Genomic DNA, 22,997 nt, shown 5'->3' with positions numbered 1-22,997 from the left:
CTTTTCCCGCTGAGATCGACTGCGTCCGTCATTGCCGTACGTTAAGAGAGCAGGGATCGGCGTCCAACGGCTACCACGTATCATGAAGGTTTTTTCCTTTTTCCAGACCTTCAAGATAGTAGTCGAGGTTTTGAGCTACCTTGTTGAAGACCTCGCGGAGATACGGTTTGATATCCTCAAACAATGGCTCTTTCTCTGCAGGGCCGCCGTGGTATGAGCGGAGATAATCTCCGATCTCCGCACGATCTTGTTGCGATAGGGATGCGAGCGGATCACACCCCGCATAACCGTGCGAATTGGAAAGATGGATAAAGGAACATCCGAACTCATAGACGCGCATTGCCCAACCATCAAGCGCGTTATACAGCTCCATCATCTGCCGGTCGGTCACCCTTCCCTTCGGCTTTTTTCGGGACCAGATCTCGCCTGCTAAGGTTTGGCCTGCCAAGATTGCTCGTTCATTGAGGGGCTGATCGAGAAGATAAAAGATTCGCACGAGTGAGTCTAATTCCTGCCGGATCGTCGCCAGAACCTGGCCCCACAGTTTGGCAGCAACGAGCAGCGTAATTGCTTTGTCATGCTCGGCCGAGCGCGACCTGACTATAGCTATCAGCCTATCAATGTCGCTCATCCCCCACCATGCGTCACAACTGTTCAACTCAATTCGGGGTAGCATATTCCCTTCCCTCTTGCGAGCGGCGATCGGTGGGCCGTTCGCATGTTTCTCGAAGACCATCACCCTGTGCTCAGCTTTAACAACATCGGTTTGTAACCGAGACGTCAGATTGGGTTTCCCGGACGTCAACGCTCAGCATTAGCAGCGCATCGTCATCGGGGGGAAGGACCGAATTGGGAGACAATCCTTGTCATTGGGCACCGCCTCTGCGAACTCGCCTGCCAACTGCACATCTTCCAAACGACATCGTCTCAACAATTCCCCAATTGAACGATCCACTTCTGCTTAGCGATTTGTACAGCCGCTTGTCCCCAGGCCCTAGCCTCAGCTGAGCTCACGCAACCGACAGCGCGCAGGACAACACATCGAGATCGACCACTTGGCCAAGCCCTTCGGCGCGCTGACGAAGCCGGCAGTCTCTATCCGGCTTCGCGCTGTGTCTCGTCGAACAAGCCCGCGGCACGCACCTTGGCAACACTCTCCAGCCCGTGCTTCGCTTGTTTGATAGAAGGACGACGGCTCCAGCCGCCTGCAGCATAGTTGGCGAGAGTCATGCATATGCTGGCGAGTTTGAAATGAAGCACGCCGCTGCGCTGCCCCGCCTCGGCAGTCGCCACCCAGACCGCTGGCGGGATACGCATACATTCTTCGATCCGATCATAGTCAGCGACCTGCAGAGTCGGTGCGTGCCGTTCACCCACCGCGCCAGCCGCGTTTGCCGGAGTGCCGTTAAGCTCCGCCGGGAGCGGATCCGACAGCGTCGGAAGGTAATTGCGGACTTCAGCCCAGCAGTCCTCCTTCTTGAACCATTCAGTAGGATTGCTGCTACCGACACTGGCCCGCAACGCCCTATCGATCAGCGGCGCCCAGGCGCAGATGAGTGCCTCCATCTCCGTCGACAGCCTTTGTTGGCGCCACACCAAGTCGAAATCGATACGGCCGCCCGTGCGTTCGCCAAGCGCGGCGACCAGATACGCAACGATATTGGCGCCATACGCCGGAAACTTCATCGTTCGGACCAAGCGCTCAGTCGTGCGATAGAGGATAGTGAGCGCAATCAGCCGGCGGAACCAAGCGGCGTCCGGAGGCGGAGCCGTCAGTTCCTTGCGGCGTTGCATGAACGCCTGAAAGTTCTTCTGACCGCCAAAAGCGACACGCCAAGGAAAGCCGTCCCACGCCGACAGATTACGTGCGAGGTCGAGCTTGCCGAAGCGTCGAGCCTTCGGCGTCTGCTCCCGGAAAGCGCGCTGCTCGGTTGTGCGGTAAGAAGCCTTCTGCTCGGCTGCGAGCCATGATCCGCGCGCTCTTTCATAGAACCAGCGCCCGCGCCCGCTTTCGAGCCACTCGTTGTTCGCCAACGTCTCCACCTCGCGGTGGAACGGGTCGCTGGCCGAGAAGTCGGCCTGCTGCACCGTATTCTGTCGGTTCGCGGCGCGGGAGATCGAGGAGACTATTTGCTCCAGATCCCCCTCGGTCACTCGGATAATCTTGACCGGTACCTCCACCGCGCCAAGCGCAACACTTTCCTTGCGCCGCGCACGGTGAAGCGATGCCGTCGTCTGTCCTCCGTTGACGATCTGCAGGCCGCGCAGACCGGTCAGGTACACCGCGCCACCCTCATACTCGAGCCGGACCTCATCGGCAGTTGCGACCACGCCGTTGTTGTATGCCAGAAACATCTCCGGCTGTTCGACCAGCGTTCGGCGCAGTTCGGCATTCACCGACTTACGCCCGGAAAGTCCCAGAAATGCGCGCACATTCAGCTCGAGGAGGTGCGTGCCATATCGATCGTAGATGCGCGACAGCACCTCTCCCGGGAAAGCCGCAAGGAACGCGTCGTAATGCCCTGCGCCCGAAGCGACCGGCAGACAGGCGACGCGATGACCGGCGAGGGCGACAAGGTCGACGTCGATATCAGCGCGGGTATGGCCTTCTCCAAGAACTCTGTGTAGCCTGACAATGTCATAGAGCTCGATCTCGATCGACTTTCCATGACTGTCCACCGTCGCGGGCAGTGTGCCACCTGCAATGCAGTCGGTCAGCACGACGATCCGGAAGCGGTCGATGCGCTCGCCAAGCGCCGCCACGCGACGCGCGAGGTCCCCAGCCTCTGTGTTGGAAGGCTCGATGCGGTCTGCAAGCCCGCCAATGCACGCAGCGACATAGGTGCCGGCCTTTTCTGCAGTCTTTAGAAGGTCTGAGGCGGGAACACGACGCGGCGGCACGTCGCCCGAGTAGTGCGTCGCGAAGAGAGTAAGCTGGCCAGCGTCCTCATCGATCACATACCCGCTGATCCGGAACGGTGACCGGCCGACCTTCCCCTCTTGAGGAAGATCGAAGGCTGCCTCGAAATGACCAATTTCCTCCAGTTCATCGATGACTATGCGGGTGAAGAGCGCTTCAGTCGACGGGATGTCTATTGTCGGATCATCACGCGCCTGATCGACTTCGTCCGCCAGCGCTCGAGCGAATTCCGACGTTGCATTCTCACTCATTGTCCGTCCCCCCGAACGTGTCCAACACCGTTGCCATATCGACGGCAAAACCGGCCAGCGCCCGCACCTCAACCTGATAGGTGGCCTCGGCAATCCCGAGCGATACATGGTTCCTTAGAAGCCGCGGGAAGCCATCGCTCACCGCGTAACCATCAATGCCGGCGCAAGCGACCCGCGGCCCAGGGTTGGTGTCGCCACCCGGTAAGAGTCCGCGACGCAAAAGCGCATTGCGAAAAGCACTACGCGCCCGCTCACCGTTCAACCGCTGTTCGATCCGTATGGTGATCTGGCCGAGTGTCTCGCCGGCAACCGACTCTACAAGACGGACGTGCGCGATGTGCAGCGAGGCAAGCCCGGCGTCGTCAAGCTGATCGAGCGTGGAAATATGGAGTTGTCGCGTCGGCCCCAGCGCAGTCTTGACCTCAAGGCCATGACCGCAGAGCACGAAGTCATGCAACCCGTCATCGGGTGCCTTCCACGCGGCGATCGCTTCAGCGTTTTCATCGAGCAGCCGATCGAGGACGAGGATCTCACCGATGAGGCCAACAATCTCGTTTCTCGAAAGACCACCGGTCTGATCACGCAGAAACGCTCTCCACGCAGCGAGGCGTGCGGCGAGGACGGTGACCAATTCTTTTTCGCCTTCATCTTCCCAGCGCAGGACGGAGCGGATGCAGTCGCTGCAAATCTCGGCGAAAAGATCACGTCGCGAGGGTTCTTCGAGTGATAGGACAAGCAGGAGGCCAGCAGGATCAGCGGCTCGCGACAGCCGCAGGCCTGCGGTCTCGAAAGAAGCGATAGAATTCCCAGCGCCACCCGGCAATGCAACGAGACACGGCGCGCCGTCGGTTTCTCGCAGACCCGCTCGGAGGTCGAGTTGCGCGGGACGGGAAAGCCGTCGGGTGCGATACAGCCGGTCCCCTGGAGCTACAGCAGCCAGCTCGTCCCACTCCCCCAGTAATGCGGCCGCATCAGGAGTCATGCTCATGGTGTCGCGCGCTGCTGGACGGTATTTTCCAGGCGCCAGTTGGCCGAAGCTGTCGGCGAGGTCGGGAAGCTCACCACTACACCCCAGAGTGGGATTCCAGGTTCAAGGCCGGCGCCTGCCGGGTCGATCGGATAGAGAATGAGCAGACCGCGACGCGGATCCTCACCACGGACCCTTCGGATCCAGGGACCGGCCGGACGGTCGGCGGGAGGCTCGCCCTCGTCGGCTAGTACCTGATCAGTTTCTGCCTGCGCGCGGCGATACTGATCGTCACTCAGATCGATGGCCTCGTCGAGCGGGCTGAGGATCGACTTGGTGATAAATCGCGCAGTGGTCGAACGGGCGATCGGAGAGCGACGAACGCTGGGCAGATCGCGCCCGGCCACCTGCACAGTGGCCCCGACACCAGCCGGTACGAACACCGTCCAGTCGTTCAGCTCGCCCCGCCCGAGCTGCGTAGTGATATAGCCCGCCATGCGCTTTCCATCGACGTCGCTGCTCTCCGGCGGAAACGCCAGGGCCTCAAGCAGCGCGGCGACACGGTTGCCACGAACATTCCGCCAGATGAACCCCGCGGCCGGTGGTCGGCCTCCCGGCCGGGCCGGATCGATCTCCGGATCCTCCAGTTCCTCGAGAAGGCCGTCGACAGCCGAAGCATTCGCGATCGTAGTATCGGCGTCCCGGTATTGCACCGTCTGGATCTTGCCTTCGCCGGCGTAGGTGACCGGACGAAGCACAGCATGCCGCCGTTTGTTCGCAGCCGTCACGTTCATGATACTGTGGTCAGCGATGCTGAGACCGTAGAGTTTGGGAGTGCCAGCCGTAACGCGCATATGTGCCAGTTGCGCGCGGAGATCCTCGTTGACCGTAGCCAAATGTCGGAACCAGGTTTCCATATCGGTGGTGGTGTACAGCCGGCAGAGATCGGCATAGCCGCGGCGGTAACCGAACCAGCGCCCCATCTGCAGCAGGCTGTCATACTGACGGGAGACACGCAGGAAGTAGCTGGTCGACAGACCTTCGAGTGTCAGCCCACGTGACAGCTTGTCGCCACCAATGACGATGACCGAGAGGCTCTGCCCGGCAGCGTCGGCAGCATCATAATCGACACCCGTGCGGCTGCGGCCGTTGGATACCGCGACCTGAATTCGGTCAGCCTCATCTCCCAGCCGTGCTGCGACCTCATCCCAGCCGATCCGACGGACAGAACGCCCGTACACAGACGATGCCATCGCCTCGGTGGTCGGTTCGAAGTCCTCGCGCCACAGCCGCTCGAGCTCCGCCATTTCGATCGGATCGGCCGCAGCGATCGCATTGCGGATCGAGCGAAGCTCTCCTTCGACCTGGGCATGGACCGGGTCATGGACATCCTGAAATCGCGAAACATGTACCAGCATGGTCTTGTGCGCATTGGCTTGGCCGCGCGCGGCGCGTGCTGCGCAGCAGACGACAAAGCTGCGGATTGCCTCGGCGAGGCTCGGCGGGACACGCGTCACACCCCGGTATATCGGCCGCAGCGTCTTATCATGCGGGTCAGGAATCCAATTCTCAGCGGTCTGGTCGAGATGGCGAATGACAGGCAGGCCCACTGAATCAGCGTCGTCTTCGCGACCGAACACCGCGAGTGGTCCGAAATAATCGTCGGGAGCGGACAGCGAAACGATAAAGGCGGAAGGAAATAGGTCGGCGCCATAGTCCTCAGCCGCGCGCTCATCATGGATCATGATGTTGGCGAAGGGAGTCGCAGTATAGCCGACATAGGCACTGCGCCTGAACCCGCCAAGCAGTTTGCGAATCTCGCCGTTGATGCGTTTCGGATCATAATCCTCATCGAAGCTGCCGTCCGGGAGGAAGCCCTGATCTCCCGTGTCAGGCGATGCCTGATCAGCCTCATCATCGATCACCAGCAGTGGTGCGTTGCGCGACTCCTCGGGCAGTCGCGCGATCCAGCGATTGAGGTTCTTGAGCACTGCGCCGTTCTTCTTGAGGACAAACACGAACGGGCGGTTAGCCGGCGCGAAATTGGAATTTTGCGCAACCGTGCGGTTGAAATCGCCGTTCAACTGAGAGGTAGTCAGACTGTCGACCAGTTGCACCGGGCCCGGCAACAAGCCGACTCCGACCGGCCGCCGCCCCCCGCTGCCGGCATTCCCGGCGGTATCGAAGCCGAGAAAATCCTGGTCGAGACGCAGCTGGGTCTGGCGACGCAGGATATTGTGCATGCCCGCCAGAACGATAATTACGCGATAGCCGGCATCAGCGGCACGGTTGATGACCCCTGCATAATGCGCGGTCTTGCCTGACTGAACATTGCCGACCACTAGGCCGCGCCAATTCCAGGGCACATCCCGGTTGGGATCATCGATCAGCTCAAGCACATCAGCGGTGCTTTCCTCAAGCACCTCGAGCGCGCGGGGCGCCCACCCGCTCTCGCCCAGCTTCTGCAGATAGCGCGAGAAAAAGGCGCCCGGGCGACGACGCTCACCAAGATACCAGGGTGGCGGTTGAGTTTCTCCGAGCAGCCGGATCGACGGTCCCTGCGCAACCACGAAAAGGGCCTCAAGATCGCGCGTCGCTGCTTGAATCTCATCCTCGGTGAAACTGTGTCCACTGGTGAGCCCCACAAGCGGGGCCGAGGCGCGCACCACCGCCATGATCTCATGCGTGCCCAGCGTGCGGTCGCCGGCTCGCGGACCGAGTGCAACGCGGGCAGTGTTCGCAAGCTGTGTGACCGGATCCATCAGCTCAATTCTCCCCCAATTTTTGGATGATGGCGGCGCGCAACGCAGGCTGCGCAACGCCAAGCGAACGTAGCACCGAGTCGAGCCGATCTCCACTATCGTCCATCTTATTCATGCTGCGCACCAGCGTTGCAAGCGGTGCAGCGAGTTCGGCAATCTCGGTCGCGGCTGGTTGCGCAGGCTCCGCGCCGCCCTGTTCGGCGACATCCAGCCAAATGCGTTCGACCGGAACGGTGAGTTCGAGGGCAGAGAGCAGTCCCTCAAGCAGCCTCGATTCGGCACCGAGCGCTTCAACGACAGCAGAAACTGCAGGATGGTCTCGTCGTACACGATAGCGTGGCACGGCCTTGGCGCTGCGCACTTCCCATGGCCATGCTCCCCCATCAGCATCGCCCCGGCGACCCTTGCCACCCGACACCACACCGCGCCATGCGAAGACCTCGCGAGCGCGCCGCCTGCAGTCCGCGCCAAGACCTGCTAGTCGTGCCCGCGCCCAGGCGGGCGGTCGAGCTACAGACTTGCGAATATCGATACGCCACGCCTCGTCCATCGCGACGGGGAGATCGAGAGCAATACGCGCCAGCCGGCTTGACTCCTCCCGAGTCCAGGCCCGAGCACCGCCGAGGGCAAGCCAGCCTCCAGCCGAAACGAGGCGGTCGCCGCGGTAGACGTAGAACCCTTGCCGTTCGATCCAGCCGCCCGGGCCGCCGGCGTCTTCCCATTCGCGTTCGCTCGCGAACCGGTCACGATGAGGAAGAATATATGGCCGTGCCGTGATCGCGCCTTCAGGACTGCGAATGATATCACGCGGCAACGCAATGGTTGCATCATGTCCACGGCAAAACGGATCCCAGGCGGAAAGGGGCCGGCCGTTAACGCTGATCGCGAGCCGCCGCGCTTCGCCACTTAAAAAGCGGTGAAAGGTCATCGCAAGATGAGCGCGGATATCGGAGATGCGGTCATTGAACGCATCTCGATCAAGGCCCCAGAGCCCGCCGAACCGGTCCATCCGGCCCCAGCTCACCAGCGTGCCATCACCTGACGTCTGGAATTCGGCCGCCAGCTCACCTGGCGGCGACTCGTCAGGCGCGTCGGCGCGCCATTCTTGCCCGACGTGGTCGACATCCCAGGCCAGCCGCGCGACCACGCCCTCGCGGCGCGACGCAACGGTCAGCTCGCGGCACTGGGACAGCGAAGCAGTCTTCAATCCCAGTCCAAACCGCCCGAGATCTCCGCCTTCTCGCTCGGCGTCGGGTCCAGCGCCCCCGAAGCGCATGGCCTCAACGAGCCGATCAAAGCTCATACCGGCACCGTCGTCGAGAATTTCGACAATTGGATTGCTATCGCGCCATTCGAGACGGATACGGACCTGCCGCGCACCGGCAGCAAGCGAATTGTCGACTAGATCAGCGAGCGCGGTCTCGGGTGAATAACCAAGACCACGTAGAGATCTCAGCAGTGCATGTGGTGATGGCGTGATCTCGATAGGACGCAAAGAGAATCTCCGATGGCGGCAGTAGAAACGCGTGTCTGCCAACGCGTACATGAGCCGGACAGTGCGGAGAGTGGAGCTGACGGACGCGAAACCGCGTTCTCGCAATTCTGTCAGCCCGTCTGGGAACTCATCCGATCCTGCACATCGCGTCCGGCTATGCATGAGGAAAAGTGGTGCATTGTGGTGCGATCTGGTGTATCACGGTATTAAGGAGTTTCGCAATCTTGGCAACAGTAAAAACCGTCCGCACAACCGTATTACTGCCAGAAGGCGTGCATCGCCAAGTGCAGGCGTTGGCTGCTGCCAATGATGTATCCTGTGCCTGGGTGATTCGACAGGCAGTTCTGCATTATCTTGCGACGAAAGCCGGCCAGACTGAGTTGCCGTTCGGAAGCGACCGGTCATGAGCGCTGACCCGAAAGTCATCCGCCAGAAAATCCAGCGTTTACACGCCGGGGCGCGCCCTCGCGTGCTTGACCTCTTCTCGGGCTGTGGCGGGATTTCGCTTGGTTTTCAGGCGGCGGGTTACGAGATCGTCGCCGCGGTCGAGAATGATCCTGAAGCGGCCCGCTCGCACGGCCTCAACTTCCATCATGGCGAAGACCGCCACAGTATTGCGCGCGATATCACTGCAACATCTCCTACCGATCTTACCACGGCGCTTGGTCTCGGCTCGGCGGCGAGCGCCTTCGATGTCATTGTCGGCGGTCCACCCTGTCAGGCATTTGCGCGTGTTGGACGCTCAAAGCTGCGCGAGATAGCCGAACACCCCGAGGCGTTCCGGCATGATCCGCGCGCGCGGCTCTATATTGAATATCTCGCCTATGTGGAGGCTTGCGCTCCGCTCGCGGTGGTAATCGAGAACGTGCCGGACATGCTCAATCATGGCGGTCACAATCTCGCTGCAGAGATCGGCGAGATCCTCGCCGGCAAGGATTATGTTGTCCGCTACACGCTGCTCAACGCAGCCTTCTACGGCGTGCCGCAGATGCGTGAACGGATGATCCTCATCGCAATCCGCAAGGAGCTTGCGGACGATGTCGAGTTTCCCGCGCCGACGCACTGGATCGACCTGCCGTCCGGTTATCAGGGGTCGCGCGCTGTCGCGCTTAAACTGGCGACGGGGAAGGATCTACCTACTGCGGCAACCAGCGGCAGCGGATATAAGGCTGCGCCCGAAGCTGATGATACACTGCAGCCTGCGGTCTGCACCCAAGAGGCCATCGGCGATCTTCCGGAAATCATGGCGCGCGAACTACTTGCTGAAGGGACGCTCCGGCGCGGCACGCGGCGACTCGATGCGATGCTCCCTTATGGTGGGCATAACCAGCAGAACGACTATGTGAAGGCGATGCGGGCTTGGCCCGGGTTCGAGGGCGGCTCGCATGTGCGTGACCATGTGATCCGATACCTCCCGCGGGACTATCGTATCTTCGCCGGCCTGAAGCCTGGTGATCAATATCCTGAGGCGCATCGCTACGCACTGAGCTTGTTCGAGTCCGAGCTCGAGCGGCTCCAGGCACTGGGTGAGCGGCCGGAAGACGGCGATTCCGAATGGGATGCTCTCAAGGCCGCTTTCGTGCCGCCTTACGATGCCGGGAAATTTCCGAACAAGTGGCGCAAGATGGAAGCAGTGACGCCCGCCCGAACGCTCCTCGCGCATCTCGGCAAGGACGGCTACAGCCACATTCATTACGACAGCCGGCAGGCACGGCCGATCTCGGTACGCGAAGCTGCCCGCCTGCAGTCCTTCCCTGACGGTTTCCGCTTCGCGGGAACAATGAACCCGGCCTTCCGTCAGATCGGCAACGCCGTCCCACCGCTGCTGGCGCGCGCGATCGCACAGACACTGCACAGGCAGCTCATAGGGGAAGCAAGCTCAGAGGACCTGCCGCTCGCGGCGGGCGCGGGTCGCTGATGAGCCGGCGCGACGAGATTATCGTCGTCAGATCACTGGCGGAATCGGACCTGGGTATCTTCTCGGCGCACCGCCTGAGCGCCACCAGCAAGCAGCGCGCGATCGCGCTGACCACGCCTGTCGCGCGCAAGCTCTTGAGCGCGCAGCTGTTCGAAAACGGCGGCGCGGATATGGATTTGATCTGTGTCTATGGAGGCTATGGCAACCGCGAACTCAGGAACATTGGTAAAGTCGGCAAGAATTGGCGCCTCGGCGGCCGCAAGATCACGGCCAACGCTTGCGCTTTCCTCGACAGTAAGGATTTCGTGCTTCTGCGCTCAGTTGCGGACAATGACGGCGATCAGCCGATTCTGATGACCTTTATCGGCCGCCAGCGTGAGCGTCTGCTCCATGCGGGGATCGTTGCCAGCCTTGCAGTCGAATTTCGGGACAGCGTAGCCGTGCTGTCCGCGGGGTCGGATGCCTTTCACGCCTTGTCAGCAGCCTTTCCTGCCGTGCCCGCCGATCTGGCGGTCGGTGCGCCCTTGGCCGAGGACGATGCTGTCTCCCGGGAGCAGGCGGCCGGGAGCGATGGCCGATAGACTGACACTGGAGCAGCGCCGGCTCAATATGAGCCGCATCCGCGCGAAGAATACGGCGCCAGAATGGACAGTACGCCGGCTGCTGCACAGCCGCGGATTCCGATACCAACTGCATCGCGGGGACCTGCCGGGCAAGCCTGATATCGTATTGCCACGGTTTCGCACAGCTGTCTTCGTGCATGGCTGTTTCTGGCATGGTCACGCCTGCTCCCTGTTTCGTACGCCGGCGACTCGCACAGAATTCTGGCTAGCCAAGATCGCTTTGAACCGCCAGCGCGATGCCACTGCGGTGAGCTTGCTCAAGGAGCTCGGCTGGCGCAGCCTGTTGATCTGGGAATGCGCGCTTAAGGGACGCGGCCGCCTGCCAGAAAGTCAGCTCGCTCAAAAAGTTACAGCCTTCTTGAACAGCGACGCCATGTTCGACGAGATTGCAGAGAAACGTATTTCACCGACAGCGGAGGAGATTTTATGAGCCAAGCCCTGCCGGTTCCGCCAACAGATCCGTCGGACGCGCTCGCTGACTTAAGCGACATTGCGTTGCTTCGATTGCGCGCCCGGGTGGCGGCGGAGCTCAAGCGACGCGGACTGGCGTTGAATGTCGGGCAGGTCGCTGAAAACCTTGCGATCGCCCTCTACAACGCTACTCCGGGTCGTCCCAATCTACAGCCTGCGCCGACCGGCACGCAGAATGTCGATGCCCTCTCCCGGCGCGGCGACCGCTATTCGATCAAGGGCGTGCTCGATGCGCGTAAGACCGGTACCGTCTATCCGGATCGCGATGACCGGGAGAAGCAGCTATTCGAATATTTGATCGTCGTGCGCATCGATTCCGACTGGCAGCTGCTGGCGATTTACGAGTTCGACTGGAAAACGTTCTGCGAGGTTCGCAGCTGGGACAGCCGGATGAATGCCTGGTATGTGGGGCTTGCAGCAAAGACGCTCGCGCGAGCGACGCAGTTCACGCCCCAGCCAGGCTAGTGCCTCGCCATGAGCCTCTGAAACTCACGGGCGCGTCCCAGGGACTTTTCGTGCGGCCTTTGGGAAACATGTGCGGCAGGAGTTCAATCGGCGCTGTGAATGTCGCGAAAACTTGCGATTGCTGCGACTAGATTGGCATGAACCCAGGCGGCCTTCTCGTCACGAGTGAAAAGTCCGTCGAAGTAAGTGGCATACACAGCGAAACCGAGATCGATGAGATCATTGCTCATTCGATCCATGCGCACCACCGCTTGACTGCCGCCGCGGATCCACCAGAGCAGATTGATCACTATCCCCAGTGCATACCGAAAGAGATAGGCGCGGCACACGAGGGTTTCGTCGAGGCCCTCCCACTCGATTTCGTAATAGCCTGCCAAAGTTTCCCAAATCTGCAACGCGGCGCCGAAGGTGGTGAAGACCATCTCTTCGGTGTACTTGCCGTTCGTCCTGATAATCCGAAGCTCCTGGTGATTGAACATCTGCTCCTGCATCTCAGGAAAAGACACGGCGATGTCCATCGCGCCTTCGATCAACGAAGGTTGCAGAGTTCGTGCCCAGTCCCATAACGAGTTCAATTGAGCCGCCGCCAAGTCGCCCATTGGTTCGTCAGACCTTACGAGGCGAACAAGTTCGCCGATCTCTCCTTCAGGTCCTTCGAAGACCAGTCGTTTCAAATCCTCAGCGACCGCAGGATCCAAGCTCGATATCTGGCCCCCAGACCGAAGGAGGATCACCTGCTCAGCATAATCGCCGACGACAGAAAGCCCCAATCTCAGCCCTTCTAAGGATTGCTGCTTGTAGAGTTCGTACCACGCGAGATCCGGGAGTATCGCCAGATTGCCGCATTCTTGCTTAAAGTAGCGGCGGAGTTCGTCCGACTGCAGCATATTGCTGTCGATCACGTAGGCCTTCATGATCATCCTCGTTGAGCGGGTGCTAATGTCCCGTCTTCACGATTGCTGGAATCGCTGCAGGAACTTGGATAGCGAAGCGTGGTCATCTGTGACAGTAAAACTCTGGACCACGATCTCATCGCCGCCACGCGTCCGTCCGCAGCTCCTTGAGTACCGCCCGAAGCAGGCATTGGGTTATTCGACCACCTTTTATGAGGGCCGCAGAAATCGATCCAATGCTCTTTCTGCTAATTTCGCTAATTGCATCCCCGCGATTCAGAGCTGGGGGTTGAAACTAGATAAGTTATTTCTTGTTCGCGGAAAAGCCGTTGTCGCAGGACGAACACCTTAGGTGACGCTACAGCGAGCATGAACGAAAAATTGGCTCGCACTGACGGGTGCGTGTACCGCATCCGCTGCCAATGGCCACTCCGCCACCAATAGTCCGGTCGCTGCCGGAGCCGTTTAGCAGTGTCTAGCGCTCCCAGCATGTCTCGGTAGCGAGATACTCCCATACGACAGTCTTCACCCTCACGGCGTCGGACCAGTCTATAGAATAGCGGTAGCGACCGGGCTCGACCGTGGTCCAGCCGCCGACCATCGCTTCCTCGTCGAGCAGTTGGACGGTCATGCGACTTCCGACTTCTGGCCAAACAGAAAGTTCCGCGCCGGTACCGACAGTCTCGAAGGCGTCGCGCTGCTCTCGACTCAACTGCTCCAGCGGTACGAATGCAACGTGATCAGGCGCTTCGAGCAGCGGCTCGCCGATCTCGTGATAGGCGTGGCCCCGAGCGTTTTTTACAATGACGCGCCGTACCTTGTCGGGGTGGGGAAAGAGGGTGAACGGCTGGAGGTTTTCGAACAAAAGAAGCTGTCCGTCCGGCCCTTTCTTCAGAGATCGGACTACGTGCCGGTTACTCCGCAGAATGGCTGCCGCTTCGGGATGTTTCGTCGGATCGGGATAGAGGCTTCCAGCCATAACCGCGTGAAGCACGCAAAGGAGGTAGTTCTCGTCTGGCGCGAAGCTGGAATTGCAGCGTCGACAGACGATAACCTGTGGAAGATAGTCCATTTCATCCCCCGCGCCGCTGTCATAGTCGGCGCCCCGTTCTCGAAGTGTCTTCGTCAGGAGCGACTTGGTCGGAACATGGTCGCGATTGCTCTCGACGTCGGCAATCACCGCGCCACAGTGGATGCACCAGGCCTTAAGCCGATCGTCAGTGAAATCCTCAATTTCTCGCACCCGCCGAATCCTTCGTTAGTGTTGTTTGTCTTCGCAGTGAGCGATCACCTGAACGAAGGTAAGGAACCTACGACAAGCTGTTTTCGATCGCAGCTACATAGGCGGGAACTGTTGAAATTTGGTCCGTGCGCCAGCGCCCAGGCAATCGTGAATTCCGCCATACTGACTGCCAAGAGTAGAGCCTCGGTTCAGGTTTTTTCAAGTTGCCTGAAATCCGTATTACGTCCCGAAACCAGATCGGTGTTTTGGTTTGCCAACCAAAAATCGAAAAGGTCAGTCTCCAGCGTAATCTTTTCGAGATGCGTTATCTGCTTGGTCTCTTCCTCGTCAAAGGGAGCAGCCAAGCCATCAAGGGTGCCAGCATCCCCGATGATCACATAATCAAATGCCTTTATTTCGAGCTGTTCCACGCCAATCTGCGAGGAAGATAACCGCAGTTTCGCTTTCGGAAGGACGCCAACTCTCAAGATGTCCGGGCATACGACTTCGAAATAGGCGGGCTCATGGCCGACGGGCGGATGCAGGTAAAGGTGGGCGGGTGCGATGAGCTCAGAGGACACAGAGAACGCAAGCGCGGCGGTTCGGTCTCTGGTCCTGTCGCGATAAACCTTGAGAGAAAGCACCTCTTCGCGGAGGCGGCCTGATGTTGTCTGAAATTGAATCGTACCTTGGCTTGCCATCGCAATTGTGCGGAGATCCTCTTCGCTCTGTATTTCAGAGAGGGTCGTGAAATAGCCATAGGCAATATTCGTCAGCTTTCTGGTGCCGGCGAGATTCCATGCGGATGACCAGAGCTCGCCACTCGACTTGATATTTCTCGCGTTGGCTGGGGTCGTATGGTGATAGAGTTGCAGCAGGAAATCTCCGCCTCCATCCGGACTGCATAAGCCGCTTGCAAACGATGCCAGTGCTCGCGGGCCTTCAAACGTGCAGCGATATATTTGCGCACCATCATCATAAACGCGGACTCGGTCTTCGGACCGAATACGCACCACGAGGCGCTCTCGCTTTGTCGTTCGAGGATGACCTACGTCCAAATTGAAATCGGCGAAATGCCGCCCAGGCTCGATGTTGAAGGAGAGCAGGGGAGGGCCAAAAAATGTGGGTAAGAAAAAGCGATAACCGCCGACCGCTATCAATACGTCCGGAACAAGGTAGCTGCGGCCTTCGCTGTGTCCTAGTCGCAGCTTCAGGAAACCCTCGTAGGCGCGGCGGCTGTTGCCTTGCAAACCAATCGTGGAGGACCAACGACTCGGAAGGCCCGCCAAATTACCCCAACTGTCTCTGAATTGCGCCATCGCGCCATCGCCTTTACATATTTGAGCAACGTATCGTTGTTGCCAATCCATTTAAGTCGGCATTCCAAGTAGGAACTGGCAGTTCGACTATCAATCGCACTCCGGCCGTGCCGGCACCCGGTTACAAGAATAACCTGACTTCCGGCTTCGCACGTAGAAGACTCGAGTCGCAGAGATGATGGAGATCGGCAGACAATTGTGCGCCAGTGGGTCGGATGTTACGAGCACTTTGGTGCATTTTGAAAAATGAAATTGCCCATGATCCTTTTGTGGGCCGATAGTTCTGCTTGATTTCTCGACTCTCGGCGCGAATAGACGCGATCTCAGGAAAAGTCTACGCGATGGGTATATCGCGGCTTCAACTCGCATGGGAGGACTGGTGACTAGCTGGGTCTGTGCATTCTGTGGACCAACGGATCGGAAGCGAACCAAGGAACACCTCTGGCCCGCGAGCCTCCATCGACGCGTCGTAGCCTTGCTCGACGGGGGCGAGCAAAAATTCTGGGTTGCCCGTTTGGATAAGGCTCTTTCAAACGAACCTACTATTCGGGATGTTTGTGCAGTCTGTAACAACGGCGAATTATCGAAGCTTGATAATTATATCTGCGAGGCCTTCGATCGTGATTTTTGTGTAATTCGCGAGCGTGGAGAGAAGGTTTCACTGGATTACGACTATCACCGGCTTAAACGTTGGTTGCTTAAGATGTCGTACAACTCAGCACGTATGAGCGGCGCCGACGTGCCCCTGTTTCAGCCGTTGCTTCCGTATATAATGGGGCAGAGCCTGCCCGCAGGACGGAATATAAAGCTCTTCCTGGAGATGACATATCCCAGCGAAATACCCGCGGACGAGCTGCAAGACGGAATGCCGGCGGCCGTGAGGCCGGCCGTAAACCGTGTCGGGTTCTTTGGCTGCCCGACGCCGAGCGGCATGAAGTGGCTGCGGGCGGTCCATTTGAGGAGCTTCACTTTCCTTCTGGCGTTTTTACCACCGACGGCGAGCGCGGCGTCGATGCACGCTTTCGTCGACGAGCTCCTCTCGAGCCGCCCTTCAGCGCGCGAGCTTCGGGCTTCAATGTCTCGAGTAACGTTGCAGTGTGACGGGATCGATTGCTGGACATCACTAAAGTCAGGCATGACTCATCGCATTGAGTCCAAACGAAATCACTGACCAGCAAGGCGAGGATGATTGTCTAGTCAGGCAAGGCTCGGAGCGCTCGATATCAAACGACGGCAGAGTGCCCTTCTCAAGCAACCCAAGATGCGGACATTTAATCTCGCTGCGGTGCTGGGCAGCTTTCCGCCGCTCAGTTGAACCCGTTGATCGACACACGACCTTTGAAATCGAATAGTCGCATCAGAACGCGCATGCTGCAACCCGTACGACGGCGAATTGCTTCTTGGCGCACTTTTCGTTCCCTCTGCGGAAAAGCGGTCTTAGCTTGTTCGGGCGTAACGGATAAGCTTTGTTCAGCGGCGCCCCACCGCGCACCGTCTTTGGTTTCGACTTCGCAAAGATCGATTGGTGCAATGTCGTTCAAGAGCGCGATTGCTCGGCTAGGCGAGAGACGCCATCCAAGTGGCAAAGCAAGTTCCGAGTGGGCGATTCGATGTTCGTAGAAACCATTGTCGACGTGTGAGGTGATGTCCAGCGCAGGATTGCGCTGTCCTTCCTGAAGGCGGTTCAAAGCTCGGCGCGCCTCGCTGACACGGGCGCTGAGCAGCGCCAGGAGTGGATCGACGAACGTCGGATCTGCGTGTGGCTTCGTGTCTAGCGTAGGGTCGGCGGCAAAGGCGACATGAGCCAGGAACAGCGGCAGCTTGCAGTTCTTCCAATCGGCGTCGCTCAGGAAGCTCTCGGTGAACACGACGCTGAGGGTGCTGCAGTCGCCCCTTTTCAGGGACACAATCCGAATCTTTCTGATGGCGGAGATCAAGTTCGATGCAGTCAATGCTCCGGTGTTATCCGCATAGCCGCCATCAACAAGAACGTGCTGTGCCTTGCCATCGTTGAACACGGCCGATTGCGTCAGGAACGGAAAACGCGCGCTGGCTACAGCCGCATTGATTATCGTCTCACCGATTGCCTCACCGGGGGAACTCTCCGCCAATGAGAACGTCTTAAGTTCGCCGGAGACCTCGAAACGGATCGGGGAAAAGATGACGCGCGATCCTGATCGGGCGTCCGTCGTCACGAACAGCAAAGCTGCATCCTCGGGCATGTTCGATAGCGTGTCGCTTGTCGATCCCAAAGCGAGCGACAGCGTCTTCGCAAGAGTGCTCCCGCCGTCCGGGAGTGTGTTCCAGAACGGCATTAGCCAAGCGATTGGCTGACGGAGGAGCAGATTGGCGAGAACCGGGGAGAGAAGATCAGCGGTAATCGCATCGGGAATGTCTTTTGGCGCAAGGTCGTCGCGACACTGCATATCCGCTTGAGGATGGTTCAATGCGCGTTCCATGACGAAACCGAGCGCGCCGCCCGATACGCCGACGGTTGCGAAGACCTGCGTTTTCAATTGGGGGCAATAGTGCGTGAGCGCCCGGTAGCCTAGAAAGCTATGTGCGGCCGCATATATTCCGCCGCCCTCTGCCGACATGATGATCAGGGGCAGCGGTCGGTTCGCCTCTTCATATCGATCGACGGCGTCATGGCGCGTTGCTAGCCAGATTTCTAGCGCTTCCTTTGCAGTCCGACCCGGCTGTGTCTTACCCACCGGGATTGTCGCGAACTGCTTGTTGAAGGCAGCAACGGCCAGCCATACCAACAGGAAACATAAAGCGGATTTCGGATACTGCATAATCGCCGCGATAATCAGGGTAGGAAGTAATAGTCCCAGCGAAAATATCGTGATGGGACCGAGCGTGGTCGGTAGCCACACCGGACTGAACGCGAGAAAGAGTGAAATCACACCGTAAAGAAATCCAAGAGTGGCCAAGACAGTGTTTTTTCGTGACACTACACGTGGCGATGAGAGCGGCGACCATCGGGCCACCGCCCAGCCTACGAGAATAGCGGGAACCGATAGATACGCGCTGTATGGAGCCGACAGCGCACCGAGACCTGCGAGTGTCAACGCCGGCAGCAGGCAAACGACCGTATCGAAGATTGAGAGGCGCGCGTCATCAAGCCGAACCAAGCAGATGACGAACGGCATCAGCGCCAGGATGAAAAAGCCAACGGCCAGCCCAGCATATTGCTTTTGGTCGCTCATTGCGACGAAAGTGTCAGTCAGTTGCGCCGGCTGGACCAAGCATAACAAAATGACGATAGCGCAAAGGAACAGCAAGGGAAGGCGCCGCACGACCCAACGCTGTTTAACGACGACAAGGAGAAGCAGCCCCGCAGCTGCAAGTCCGGCAAGAATGCTCAAAGCTGTTGAGCTCATCGCGCACTCTTACACAAACGTCGCACCTTGCGCTCTAGAGCTTCCGCACTCGGATCGGGCGGGCGAAAGCGGTTCAAGATCGGCGCATACATGAACTTGAGCTTGCTACGCAGCGGCCCGTCAATTGAGAGCTTTGAGGCATCGAGCGGCGCTGAACTGTAAACCAAAAAGCCGCGGATATCGCCCTTTGCTCGGTAGACGCCGCGAATCAATTCGCCGAGCTCCAGCCGGAGATTGGCCGAGCCAGTAAAAGTTGAGCCGTGCACGACGATGACGTCAGGATTTTGCGCGACAATGTCCGGCATTATGCGGGCGGCTTCTGATTGACCAGGCTGCCGTTCAGCATTCGAAATAGGTACGTATCGGAAGGATGAGAGGACGTAAGTAGCACCGATCAAGTCCTCTACGGCGTCCAGCGCCGGGCGTTCGTGATAGTCAATATGGGTCACGCGGCAATTGCCCGTTTGTGCAACGGCAGCGATCGGCGACAAGGCTGCCAGGGTGATGAGGAAGGCGAATACCCGGCACCATTGTGTGACCGAGTAAGAAACCCCGGCTGCACGATCGGCAAGAAGCTTTATTGGCAATGCGTGTTCGTCGAGATCAGATGCCCGTTGTATCGTCATTAACCGGATCTCACTTTGCATCCGTTTTACTGGGAAGCCCGCCGATACCATAGGTAGACGTTATGCTGGTGGTTCGTATCTGGCGGCCAAGTTCAAAAAGCGGGATCAAAAGTTCAGCTGCGCGATCATCGGGCAGTGGTCCGAAATTGCCAGGACCTGATCTTTCCCGTTCGGATTGCCTGCTCTGTTGCCGCCATAGCTCCCTATGCTCAGGTGCTCGGCCGGGCCGTTGCTGTCGATGCCGGGTCCGACGAGGATATGATCGAGCCCCACTGGATTGCGGCATCCGAGGTAGGTGTCAGACGAGAGCAGTTGCGTTTCGGGCGTGGTCAGGTCGCGGATTTCTGCCTGGGTGCAGAGTGCCTGTCCGGCATCGCTGATCTGGCAGTGCTCATCGAGAATCTTGAGGTTGGCAGCCGCCGGCTGACCGTCGGCGACTTCTTCTATGAGAGACCGGGACAACACGCCCGCTGGTCGCGGCGTCGAGGTCCCGCTGGCGTCGGTCCTGGCCGGTCGCTGGTCGCGCAACTCATGCCAGAAGTTACGGTTGAAATCACCGAGGAGAACGATCTTGGCTCCGTCGGCCGCCGCGCGCTCGATCCAGCTTTCGAGCGGATTGACCTGCTGCTGCAGGATCGTGCAGTCCCTAGCAGTTCCCTCCAGGTTTCCGCCGTCGAAAGGCGATACGCAGCTGGACTTGAGGTGGACATCCATGACGCGAAGCAGTTTGCCGTCAATCTTAAGCGTGAGTGCAAGGCCCGGGCGCGGCCGCTTGTCGTCGGGGTTGGTGGGCAGGCTGAGCGCATCCTCAATCGCACAGGACACCTTTTCGCCCAACGTCTTCTTCCAGACAATGACCAGGCGCTGCACCTTGTAGCCCGTGACGGGGCAGAAATCGTAGTCGAGGCCACCGTTCGGGAGGACTTCCCTGACAGACTGTTCGCCGCTGACCTCCTGGAAAGCAATGATGTCGGCGGGTATGGCCCGCGATATGAAGCTCGCGATCTGCTCCTGCCGCTTCCGGTAGGCTTCGAGACTGACACGAACGGCGCCCCCGGCGAAGTAGACGCTGCAGACCGGATAGCGGCTCACGTCCCAACCCTCGATCTTGAAGACGTCGATGTCCCATCCTGGCTTGAAGCCCGCCTCCTGGGACGGCTTGAATTTGCCGGTCGCGGGATCTTCGACATAGTTCTTCGAACATCCGCCGATCCATTGCTGCGCCGTCTCGAGGTCCATGTGCCAGCCGAGGTTCCAGGTGGCGATGGTAATCTGGCTCGCCTGTGCCTCGGCGAATCCGAACAGAACAAAAATGCATGCTGCCAGATACCTGACCATGGACGTCTCCCTCGCCTCAAAGTTGATCGTAGGAAGTGAATTACAATTTGCTTGTCTACGCAAGTGTTCCTCGAGCGCACGCGCGTCGATTTTCGAACTTACCTAAGATCGCACGATAGGTGTTTCGGGTAATCTGGGGGGATCGATCGGAGGATGTGTTGTGCCGATCGTACCCGCGAGATCGAGCTGCGTCCTTGTCTCGATCGATCCGCTGTTTGCGCCAAATCGGACGCGGCCTCGCACCTTGCTACAGCTTGAGATCGAGTTGCGGCTGTTCCTCGGTCCCGTCGTTGGGCTGATCGTTGGTCAGCGACGAGAGTGTCACCCCCAACAGGCGCACGGACAGCTTGAAGGGATAGACGGTTGCCAGAAGTCCAGATGCAGCGTCGAATACATCCGCCATGTTAGTGAACGGCACTGTGCCGGTCCGGCTGCGCGTCGCCTGGGTGAAGTCCGAGTATTTGATCTTTACGGTCACTGTCTTGCCGCTGATCCCTTGGGCCTCGCAGTAGCGCCAGACCTTCTCGGCAAGCGGCTTCAACTCTGCGGTCGCGCCTTCGAGATTATCGATGTCCTCGACGAATGTGTCTTCCGCGCCTACCGATTTGCGGATGCGGTCGGGTCTGACCTGGCGCTCGTCAATGCCACGGGCGATGCCATAGAAATACGGACCTGACTTGCCGAAGTGCTCCTGCAGGAAGGTGAGCGTCTTCGATTTCAGATCGAGCCCGGTTTCGATCCCGTATTTGCGCATGCGCTCGGCGGTCGCCGGCCCGACGCCGTGGAATTTCTTGACCGGCAGGGTTTCGACAAAGCCTGGCCCATTCTTCGGGGTGATGACGGCCTGGCCGTTGGGTTTGTTCAGGTCACTGGCCATTTTGGCGAGAAACTTGTTGTAGGAATGCCGGCGGAGGCGTTGAGCCCGGTGACCTGCTTGATCTTCGCGCGGATCTCCAGGGCAATCTCGGTGGCAATTTCCATGCCTTTCAGATTCTCGGTGACATCGAGGTAGGCCTCGTCCAGCGACAGCGGCTCTATCAGCGGCGTGTACTCGGCGAAGATTTCACGGATTTGCTGGGAAACCGCCTTATAGACGTCGAAGCGCGGCGGCACGAAAATCAGGTCTGGACATTTCCGTTTTGCGGTGACCGACGGCATGGCCGAATGGACACCAAAGGCCCGCGCCTCATAGCTTGCGGCAGCCACCACACCGCGTGCCGCCGATCCGCCGACGGCGAGCGGCTTGCCGCGGAGTTCCGGATTGTCGCGCTGTTCGACCGACGCGTAAAATGCATCCATGTCGACGTGGACGATTTTCCGGATTGGGATGTTGCTCATGTCGTCCATGGCGGCTTTTACAAGAAGGGCTGCAGGTTCGGCGTCTCCGGTTGAAGGTTTTACACCGAAACAAAGAGAGAACATAGCAGTCTTCGCCGCGATATCAACAATCGGAGTTACCGGGTCCTGAATGCGGTGAAACTACTGGCCTGCCGAGGCGTTCTGTTCCTGTGACAATATCAGCAGGAGAACAGTCCCATGATCGCAAGCGCGGACCGTCGGTGAAACTCGCCACCTACAATGTCAACGGCATCAACGGCCGGCTAGACGTGTTGCTGCGCTGGCTTGACGAGGCGGCGCCGGATGTCGTGTGTCTGCAGGAACTGAAAGCGCCGGACAACAAGTTTCCGCGTCGAGAACTTGAGCGCGCCGGCTACGGCGCCATCTGGCATGGCCAAAAATCCTGGAATGGAGTGGCCATTCTAGCGCGTGGACAAGATCCCCTCGAAACGCGGCGCGGCCTGCCCGGCGATCTAGACGACACGCATAGCCGCTATATCGAGGCGGCAATCGACGGCATGATTATCGGTTGCCTCTATCTACCCAATGGCAATCCTGCGCCGGGACCGAAGTTCGACTACAAGCTGCGCTGGTTCGAACGGCTACATGACTATGCGGCGGAGCTGCTCGAGCTAGATATCCCCGTCGCTCTCGTTGGCGACTTCAATGTCATGCCGACCGACCTCGACGTCTACAAACCTGAACGGTGGCGGGACGATGCGCTGTTCCGACCGGAGGTGAAAGCGGCGTACGCCGCGCTCGTTGACCAGGGGTGGACGGACGCGGTGCGGCACCTACATCCCGATGAGCGGATCTACACGTTCTGGAAATATTTCCGAAATGCCTTTGCCCGCGACGCGGGGCTGCGGATCGATCACTTCCTGCTAAGCCCCGCACTTGCTGACAATCTCAAGCAGGCCAAGGTCGACAAGTCGGTGAGAGGCTGGGACCACACGAGTGATCATGCACCGGTTTGGATCGAACTGCTTTAGACCGGGCCAGG

Annotated in this window: 18 protein-coding genes and 1 pseudogene; 7 read left to right on the top strand and 12 right to left on the bottom strand. The window is 59.2% G+C overall.

What is annotated here, in order from left to right:
• Nucleotides 1-70 precede the first annotated feature (70 nt).
• The 5 genes from FFM81_RS27680 to FFM81_RS27660 all read right to left on the bottom strand — a co-directional run bounded on the left by FFM81_RS27680 (nucleotide 71) and on the right by FFM81_RS27660 (nucleotide 8,395).
• Nucleotides 71-631 (bottom strand): hypothetical protein, encoded by a 561-nt coding sequence (locus tag FFM81_RS27680; RefSeq protein ID WP_138385518.1) that lies wholly within the window; start codon nucleotides 629-631, stop codon nucleotides 71-73.
• Nucleotides 632-1,095: 464 nt separating this feature from the next.
• Entirely contained in the window at nucleotides 1,096-3,171 is a 2,076-nt protein-coding gene (locus tag FFM81_RS27675) for an AIPR family protein (RefSeq protein ID WP_138385519.1), read from the bottom strand.
• Nucleotides 3,164-4,159: a PD-(D/E)XK motif protein gene (locus FFM81_RS27670; RefSeq protein WP_138385520.1), complete on the bottom strand. Its 996-nt coding sequence runs from the start codon at nucleotides 4,157-4,159 to the stop codon at nucleotides 3,164-3,166. The genes FFM81_RS27675 and FFM81_RS27670 overlap by 8 nt, the downstream gene beginning before the upstream one ends.
• Complete coding sequence (locus FFM81_RS27665; RefSeq protein WP_138385521.1) at nucleotides 4,156-6,900, bottom strand: Z1 domain-containing protein; 2,745 nt, start codon at nucleotides 6,898-6,900, stop codon at nucleotides 4,156-4,158. The genes FFM81_RS27670 and FFM81_RS27665 overlap by 4 nt, the downstream gene beginning before the upstream one ends.
• Before the next feature lie 4 nt (nucleotides 6,901-6,904).
• Nucleotides 6,905-8,395 carry an ATP-binding protein gene (locus FFM81_RS27660; protein WP_138385522.1) on the bottom strand — a complete coding sequence of 497 codons (1,491 nt, stop codon included), beginning with the start codon at nucleotides 8,393-8,395 and terminating at the stop codon, nucleotides 6,905-6,907.
• A gap of 224 nt (nucleotides 8,396-8,619) precedes the next feature.
• Here FFM81_RS27660 and FFM81_RS27655 point away from each other — a divergent pair, with 224 nt between their 5' ends.
• The 5 genes from FFM81_RS27655 to FFM81_RS27635 are packed head-to-tail and all read left to right on the top strand — an operon-like array spanning nucleotide 8,620 to nucleotide 11,872.
• Nucleotides 8,620-8,802, top strand: a complete 183-nt coding sequence (locus tag FFM81_RS27655; RefSeq protein ID WP_210384122.1) for a ribbon-helix-helix domain-containing protein — start codon at nucleotides 8,620-8,622, stop codon at nucleotides 8,800-8,802.
• Nucleotides 8,799-10,313, top strand: coding sequence for a DNA cytosine methyltransferase (locus FFM81_RS27650; RefSeq protein ID WP_138385523.1), 1,515 nt, complete (start codon nucleotides 8,799-8,801; stop codon nucleotides 10,311-10,313). Before FFM81_RS27655 ends, FFM81_RS27650 begins: the two co-directional genes overlap by 4 nt.
• Nucleotides 10,313-10,894: a hypothetical protein gene (locus FFM81_RS27645; RefSeq protein ID WP_138385524.1), complete on the top strand. Its 582-nt coding sequence runs from the start codon at nucleotides 10,313-10,315 to the stop codon at nucleotides 10,892-10,894. Before FFM81_RS27650 ends, FFM81_RS27645 begins: the two co-directional genes overlap by 1 nt.
• Nucleotides 10,884-11,366, top strand: coding sequence for a very short patch repair endonuclease (locus FFM81_RS27640; protein WP_138385525.1), 483 nt, complete (start codon nucleotides 10,884-10,886; stop codon nucleotides 11,364-11,366). Before FFM81_RS27645 ends, FFM81_RS27640 begins: the two co-directional genes overlap by 11 nt.
• The gene (locus tag FFM81_RS27635) at nucleotides 11,363-11,872 is read left to right on the top strand and encodes a hypothetical protein (protein ID WP_138385526.1); all 510 of its coding nucleotides are present in this window, start codon (nucleotides 11,363-11,365) and stop codon (nucleotides 11,870-11,872) included. Before FFM81_RS27640 ends, FFM81_RS27635 begins: the two co-directional genes overlap by 4 nt.
• A gap of 83 nt (nucleotides 11,873-11,955) precedes the next feature.
• On the opposite strand, the gene FFM81_RS27630 is transcribed toward FFM81_RS27635, so the two are convergent.
• The 3 genes from FFM81_RS27630 to FFM81_RS27620 form a co-directional block, all read right to left on the bottom strand.
• Nucleotides 11,956-12,786: a hypothetical protein gene (locus tag FFM81_RS27630; RefSeq protein WP_246401314.1), complete on the bottom strand. Its 831-nt coding sequence runs from the start codon at nucleotides 12,784-12,786 to the stop codon at nucleotides 11,956-11,958.
• Between the two features lie 454 nt (nucleotides 12,787-13,240).
• Nucleotides 13,241-14,008 (bottom strand): hypothetical protein, encoded by a 768-nt coding sequence (locus tag FFM81_RS27625; RefSeq protein ID WP_138385527.1) that lies wholly within the window; start codon nucleotides 14,006-14,008, stop codon nucleotides 13,241-13,243.
• 188 nt (nucleotides 14,009-14,196) lie between these two features.
• Complete coding sequence (locus FFM81_RS27620; RefSeq protein ID WP_138385528.1) at nucleotides 14,197-15,357, bottom strand: hypothetical protein; 1,161 nt, start codon at nucleotides 15,355-15,357, stop codon at nucleotides 14,197-14,199.
• A 328-nt stretch (nucleotides 15,358-15,685) separates the two neighbouring features.
• On the opposite strand from FFM81_RS27620, the gene FFM81_RS27615 reads away from it, so the two are divergent.
• Nucleotides 15,686-16,477: a hypothetical protein gene (locus tag FFM81_RS27615; protein WP_138385529.1), complete on the top strand. Its 792-nt coding sequence runs from the start codon at nucleotides 15,686-15,688 to the stop codon at nucleotides 16,475-16,477.
• A 136-nt stretch (nucleotides 16,478-16,613) separates the two neighbouring features.
• On the opposite strand, the gene FFM81_RS27610 is transcribed toward FFM81_RS27615, so the two are convergent.
• The 4 genes and pseudogenes from FFM81_RS27610 to dinB form a co-directional block, all read right to left on the bottom strand.
• The gene (locus tag FFM81_RS27610; RefSeq protein ID WP_138385530.1) at nucleotides 16,614-18,692 is read right to left on the bottom strand and encodes a patatin-like phospholipase domain-containing protein; all 2,079 of its coding nucleotides are present in this window, start codon (nucleotides 18,690-18,692) and stop codon (nucleotides 16,614-16,616) included.
• A complete protein-coding gene (locus FFM81_RS27605) occupies nucleotides 18,689-19,339 on the bottom strand; it encodes a hypothetical protein (RefSeq protein ID WP_138385531.1) in 651 nt (216 codons plus the stop codon). Before FFM81_RS27605 ends, FFM81_RS27610 begins: the two co-directional genes overlap by 4 nt.
• Before the next feature lie 84 nt (nucleotides 19,340-19,423).
• The gene (locus FFM81_RS27600; protein WP_138385673.1) at nucleotides 19,424-20,656 is read right to left on the bottom strand and encodes an endonuclease/exonuclease/phosphatase family protein; all 1,233 of its coding nucleotides are present in this window, start codon (nucleotides 20,654-20,656) and stop codon (nucleotides 19,424-19,426) included.
• Between the two features lie 247 nt (nucleotides 20,657-20,903).
• A pseudogene (gene dinB, locus FFM81_RS27595) lies at nucleotides 20,904-22,003 on the bottom strand (DNA polymerase IV).
• Between the two features lie 212 nt (nucleotides 22,004-22,215).
• Between dinB and xth the strand changes: the two are divergent.
• Complete coding sequence (xth, locus tag FFM81_RS27590; RefSeq protein WP_138385532.1) at nucleotides 22,216-22,986, top strand: exodeoxyribonuclease III; 771 nt, start codon at nucleotides 22,216-22,218, stop codon at nucleotides 22,984-22,986.
• Nucleotides 22,987-22,997: the final 11 nt, after the last annotated feature.

The organism is Rhizobium hidalgonense, assembly GCF_005862185.2.
In the GTDB taxonomy this organism is placed as follows: Bacteria; Pseudomonadota; Alphaproteobacteria; order Rhizobiales; family Rhizobiaceae; genus Rhizobium; species Rhizobium hidalgonense.
The sequence above is the reverse complement of the archived record's forward strand: the minus strand, read 5'-3'. Positions and strand labels throughout refer to the sequence as shown.

What these genes read in the sequence shown, in the direction of transcription:
- FFM81_RS27680 (WP_138385518.1), bottom strand. Translation starts at nt 631, where the DNA reads ATGAGCGACATTGATAGGCTGATAGCTATAGTCAGGTCGCGCTCGGCC.
- FFM81_RS27675 (WP_138385519.1), bottom strand. Translation starts at nt 3,171, where the DNA reads ATGAGTGAGAATGCAACGTCGGAATTCGCTCGAGCGCTGGCGGACGAA.
- FFM81_RS27670 (WP_138385520.1), bottom strand. Translation starts at nt 4,159, where the DNA reads ATGAGCATGACTCCTGATGCGGCCGCATTACTGGGGGAGTGGGACGAG.
- FFM81_RS27665 (WP_138385521.1), bottom strand. Translation starts at nt 6,900, where the DNA reads ATGGATCCGGTCACACAGCTTGCGAACACTGCCCGCGTTGCACTCGGT.
- FFM81_RS27650 (WP_138385523.1), top strand. Translation starts at nt 8,799, where the DNA reads ATGAGCGCTGACCCGAAAGTCATCCGCCAGAAAATCCAGCGTTTACAC.
- FFM81_RS27645 (WP_138385524.1), top strand. Translation starts at nt 10,313, where the DNA reads ATGAGCCGGCGCGACGAGATTATCGTCGTCAGATCACTGGCGGAATCG.
- FFM81_RS27640 (WP_138385525.1), top strand. Translation starts at nt 10,884, where the DNA reads ATGGCCGATAGACTGACACTGGAGCAGCGCCGGCTCAATATGAGCCGC.
- FFM81_RS27635 (WP_138385526.1), top strand. Translation starts at nt 11,363, where the DNA reads ATGAGCCAAGCCCTGCCGGTTCCGCCAACAGATCCGTCGGACGCGCTC.
- FFM81_RS27630 (WP_246401314.1), bottom strand. Translation starts at nt 12,786, where the DNA reads ATGAAGGCCTACGTGATCGACAGCAATATGCTGCAGTCGGACGAACTC.
- FFM81_RS27620 (WP_138385528.1), bottom strand. Translation starts at nt 15,357, where the DNA reads ATGGATTGGCAACAACGATACGTTGCTCAAATATGTAAAGGCGATGGC.
- FFM81_RS27610 (WP_138385530.1), bottom strand. Translation starts at nt 18,692, where the DNA reads ATGAGCTCAACAGCTTTGAGCATTCTTGCCGGACTTGCAGCTGCGGGG.
- FFM81_RS27605 (WP_138385531.1), bottom strand. Translation starts at nt 19,339, where the DNA reads ATGCAAAGTGAGATCCGGTTAATGACGATACAACGGGCATCTGATCTC.
- FFM81_RS27600 (WP_138385673.1), bottom strand. Translation starts at nt 20,656, where the DNA reads ATGGTCAGGTATCTGGCAGCATGCATTTTTGTTCTGTTCGGATTCGCC.